This window comes from Deltaproteobacteria bacterium GWA2_45_12, from assembly GCA_001797365.1.
In the GTDB taxonomy this organism is placed as follows: domain Bacteria; phylum UBA10199; class UBA10199; order UBA10199; family UBA10199; genus UBA10199.
The window spans coordinates 1-3,450 of the sequence record MGPH01000035.1 but is presented as its reverse complement, the minus strand read 5'-3'; the positions used below and the strand labels follow the sequence as shown (position 1 = coordinate 3,450).

2 pseudogenes (both cut by a window edge) are annotated in these 3,450 nt (G+C 46.4%); both read right to left on the bottom strand.

Features of this window, described 5'->3' with window-relative positions:
- Window positions 1-5 (bottom strand): annotated as a pseudogene (locus tag A2048_05925) (hypothetical protein); it reaches 6,004 nt to the left of the window's first position.
- Window positions 1-3,303 (bottom strand): annotated as a pseudogene (locus tag A2048_05920) (hypothetical protein) (it extends 48 nt beyond the left edge of the window). The pseudogenes A2048_05925 and A2048_05920 overlap by 53 nt, the downstream one beginning before the upstream one ends.
- Window positions 3,304-3,450 lie beyond the last annotated feature (147 nt).

Here is a 3,450-nt window from a genome sequence, read left to right as displayed (position 1 = left end):
TCCATTTTGCAATGGGTATCTATAATCTTGTCTTGGCTCCATCTCTTCAACTGTTATGGAGCGAATATTTTGATTATTAGGCCCGCTGATATCCATCGCACCAGTGAAAAAGTTTTTATTGCTTAATACTTGGAATCGATTCGTACCACGCATCTGCCCTGTAACAGCAAACCAGGAAATCCCAAAACTTGCAGAGTACTCTGTTATTGTCCATCCTTCGGGAAAGGATAAAACCATTGAGCTTCTGCTTTCATCTAAATCCGCATTATATTGGCGGTCACAATTTTGAGTATCATTACTACAAGGGAAACGAATGATATTGGATAAAAAACTTGGATGAAGAACAGGGCCTGGAGAGCTATCGGGGAAGTCCGTACTCCTCTCATCTGTCTCAAGACTCCCAAAATGATCCGTCCCAAACGCCCCCAACGTATATTCAAACGGCACCTTCACGTAACCGTTTGATCCATACATTCGCCAATTAAAATTGGGGTTTCCTTCCAGTGGTTTTTCTTCTCCATCATCAACAAGGATGCCGTCATTCATGACATTGTCACCGACCATGTGGTCAATATCAGCGGAAATAGCGGCATTCCGGTTATTGCGGGCCAGTCTTAGAACAATGGGTTCTGAAATAATTTCTTCATCGTCCCTGAAAGCCCGGCTACGCGCCACAAGCTGAACGTAATAATCCTGGTTTGTGGGCAATACCAAACCGTTGGAATCAGTGCCATCCCAGGTAAGCCTTGCGGGGCTTGTGGCCCCTACATAGTCTTGAAGCAATTGTTTCTTTAACTGCCCACCGTTCCCTGGGTCCCCATCATAAATGGCAATGGAAACAGAGGCTGATTTGTTTAAAAGATAATAAACCTGGGGGAGCAGAGCCTCCGGCAACAATCCATTGGCATCAAAATTAAACGGATCCAAAAGATTGGGGGACACATCAAACAACGAAAGTTCCAAAGGCTCATTTTCAGCACTTAACCTATCTACCGTGACTCGAATATCCTCGTTGGTGGCACTTCCCACTCCATTTACAATGGTGGCTGTAAGCCGCACCCTGTAAAGCCCGTTGCTAACACGTCTTCCCAAGGTATCAGTACCGTTCCATGTAAAATTATAATTGCCCGTCGGTTTTCTTCTGAAATTTTCCGTATAAACAACGCGTCCGGCCTGCCCCGCAAAAAATTCATATAGGGTCGCATTAATGTCCGAAGATTTGTCTGGTGGATTGGTCAGCGTGTACGAAACACTCACTTGAGAATTATTGGGATCAATGCGTAAAGGCGCCACACTTACATTGGAAAACTGGGGGCTAGCGGCACCCGCACCTGCCGGCCCGCCATTTCCATTTTGATTTGGATCAAGGGCATTGGGATTAGCCAGGTTTACGACCAAACTATCATAATTAAACTGCCCTTCCCTGTTGCCCCCACCATCTAATACTTTAAGAAGCACTGTGTAGAGCCCATTGGGCGTTTCAATAACATCGGTCGTATCCCACGTGCCCAAAAGACCATGCTGGATGGTTCTTACAGACACATTGGAACTTGGGTACACACTGTCATTGGGCTCATTATTCTGATTATTGGGAGATTGATGTTGAAGGGGTACGGGAATGGGGACCCAGCCTGAATTTCCATTCCCCGCTGTGGCCGCCATGGCTTCAGTCACATTAATAGCTCCGGCCTTCCAATAAAGTTTGTAAGAATTAAAATCGTGATTATTTCCAGCCTCACCAATATTAGGGTCCGTAGCCATGCCGGAAAGATTTATTTGCCCCTGAACTAGGGGATAAACATTATCCGAGCGGTTATTGTCTGCAGGTAATTCAATGACGGCACGCACGCCAAACACGATACCAAAGGTATCATAGGTGCTGACAACTCCGGCCTCGTCACGGGCGATGATCCTTAATGTGTAATTTCCCTTCTCTAAGGGCGTATCATCATTACGGGTAAGGGTATCTTTGCCATTCATCCCATTCCATAGGTCTTGGTTGTTTCCCCTGCCCTTAGATTCGTTGCGAATCAGATAATAAAGCGGCCGGCCGTGGGAATCGATGACTTGGATGCTTACTTCGGCATCTTTGGAAAGATTATAGGAGATCGTCGCCTCATCATTGACACGGTCCCCATTGGGCGTGATCAATTGGGGCTGAACCTGGACATTATTAATGAAGGGGCCTTCCAAAAGATAAAGCGGCACTTGGGAATCGTATTCATGAACATTTTCACCCAAATAAAGATGGGCATAGTCTTGAAGGTTTGAACGATAAACGGTTTGTTGGTCATAACCCAAGGCACTGGAAAAACTTCCTGCATACTGGTCATTAACCACGCGGCCCACGCTGGGGTTTAAATCAGTCCGATAAGTGATTTTTTCATCCCAATGGCCAACAGCCACTCCATTCAGATTAAAGGCCAAGAGTTCACGTAGGTTTGTTGCCACCAAAACTTCGGTTTCTCCATCGGCATCCACATCCCCCACCACGGCAGGGCCTGAAAATTGTTTTTCAGGTGAGGCTGCAATGGCCCCCAACTGTTCCCCATTGTTCCCCACAAAAACAATGCGATGGTTCGTGGTTGAAAAAACAAAATCCTGTTTCTGATCCTGATTAAAATCGACAAGATTCATTTCACCAATAATGGCCTCGCCATTGGGAAGGGTGAAATAATCCCGGCGTTGGCCCTGATTATTCCAGGCATATATTTTGTCCGCTGATGCAACAAAAAGATGAAGCTGACCGTCGTTCTCTGGGTCGGCCGCAATACCAAAAGGAGTGCCGGGAATGTCGGACTCTGCAAATGCTAAACGTTGAAACTGGCGGTTAAAGACAAAAACTTCCCCCTCATTGCTGGAAAAAATGAGCTCTTGAAGATTGTCCGCATTGACATCCGCGATAATGGGGGTGGCAAGTAATTGGGTTCTGTTAAGGGGAAGAGTAAATCTCCAATTGGGAATTTCGGTACCATTCCCCTGATAAACCCTCAGCTCAAGACTTCCAGCGCCATCAGCAGCAAGGGCGATAATATCCTCACGGGCATCTTCATTCACATCCATTAACCGTGGACGATGAACAAACACCTTTTGCTCTGCGGATAAATCAACGGGAAATCCTTGAAGCACCTGCCCCAACTTGTTCCAGGCAAATAATTTGCCATCGTAGGTTACCGTAACGCGCTCAACATCAAAGAAAGCATCGATGTTGCCGACACCTTGCAAGGCATGCAGGGGCCCTGCTTCAGCAAACAAAATGCCGAGGGTCATAAGGCAGAACAGGATGTGTTTCAGTTTATTCATTCTTCTCTGATTCCCTTATCTCAAACGATCTTCCATTTTTTAGTCTTCGCGTTTTCCTCGTTCCCACGCTCTGCGTGGGAACGCAATTCCAACGCTCCTGCGTTCTCTCCTCTTCCTCGTGCATATTTTAATGACGCCGGAGCGTCA